The following is an 887-nucleotide window of genomic DNA, read 5'->3' as shown; positions in this document are numbered from 1 at the left end:
CCGCCCTCGCCGCGCAGGGCCGCTGGAGCGAAGCGGTGCTCGACCGGTTCCGTGCCGTGCTGCGGTCGCTCGAGGAGCGCACCGTCCTGGACGAGCGCCCCGGCCGGACCGCCCACGAGGCCGCGTACGAGGCGGCGCGCAGGCTCCCTGAGCACACCGAGGCCCTGGACCGTGCCGCGCGGCTGTTCGACGACGTCTGCTACGGCGGGACCCGTGCCGCCGAGGCCGACCACACCTGGGTGCAGACGCTCGACGAGACGATCGTGGCCACCCGGCCGGCCCCCGCGACGCCGCAGGGGCCGAGCCCGGTCTCCGGCCCGAGCCTGCCGGTGGTGACGCGATGACCGGGACGACCGGCACGCCCCCGCGCGCACCGGTGCAGAACCGCACCTCCGTCGTCGGGGACGGGACGACCGCACGGTCCCGTGCGCGTACCCGCTGGCGGGCCGCACGCTGGCCCCTGGCCGTGCTCGCGGTCGTCGTGCTCGGCGGCGTGCTCGCCTCGCTGCTGACCCCGCGCACCTCCCAGATCCCCCTCGCACCGGACAACCCTGACGACGGGGGCGCCCGCGCCGTCGCGCAGATCCTGGGTGACCGCGGCGTCGAGGTGCACTACGTCCGGACCACCGCCGACGCGGTCCGGCGCGCCGCAGGGCCTGCCACGGTCCTGGTGACCAGCACGCACCTCGTCGAGGCGCCGCAGGTCCAGGCGCTCCTCGACACCGGCGCGGACCTGGTGCTGGTCGACCCGGTGTGGGACGTGCTGGACCTGACCAGCGACGGCACCGTCGAACCGGCTTTCACCAGTCAGGACGCCCCCCGGGCCGCGTCCTGCCCCGACCCGGACGCCACCGCCGCCGAGCGCATCGTCTCCGGCGGCCGGGGGT

Annotated in this window: 2 protein-coding genes; both read left to right on the top strand. The window is 76.9% G+C overall.

The genetic code is table 11. From position 1 onward, the window contains the following. Positions 1-344, top strand: a 344-nt coding sequence (locus tag N869_RS15540) for a DUF4129 domain-containing protein (protein ID WP_156968612.1), incomplete at its 5' end; no start/stop codon positions are given. Then, the coding region (locus N869_RS15535; RefSeq protein WP_156968611.1) for a DUF4350 domain-containing protein at positions 341-887 on the top strand (547 nt) is incomplete at its 3' end. The genes N869_RS15540 and N869_RS15535, both read left to right, overlap by 4 nt.

It is taken from the genome of Cellulomonas bogoriensis 69B4 = DSM 16987, assembly GCF_000767165.1.
Taxonomy (GTDB): domain Bacteria; phylum Actinomycetota; class Actinomycetes; order Actinomycetales; family Cellulomonadaceae; genus Actinotalea; species Actinotalea bogoriensis.
This window is presented reverse-complemented; position numbering and strand designations above follow the sequence as displayed.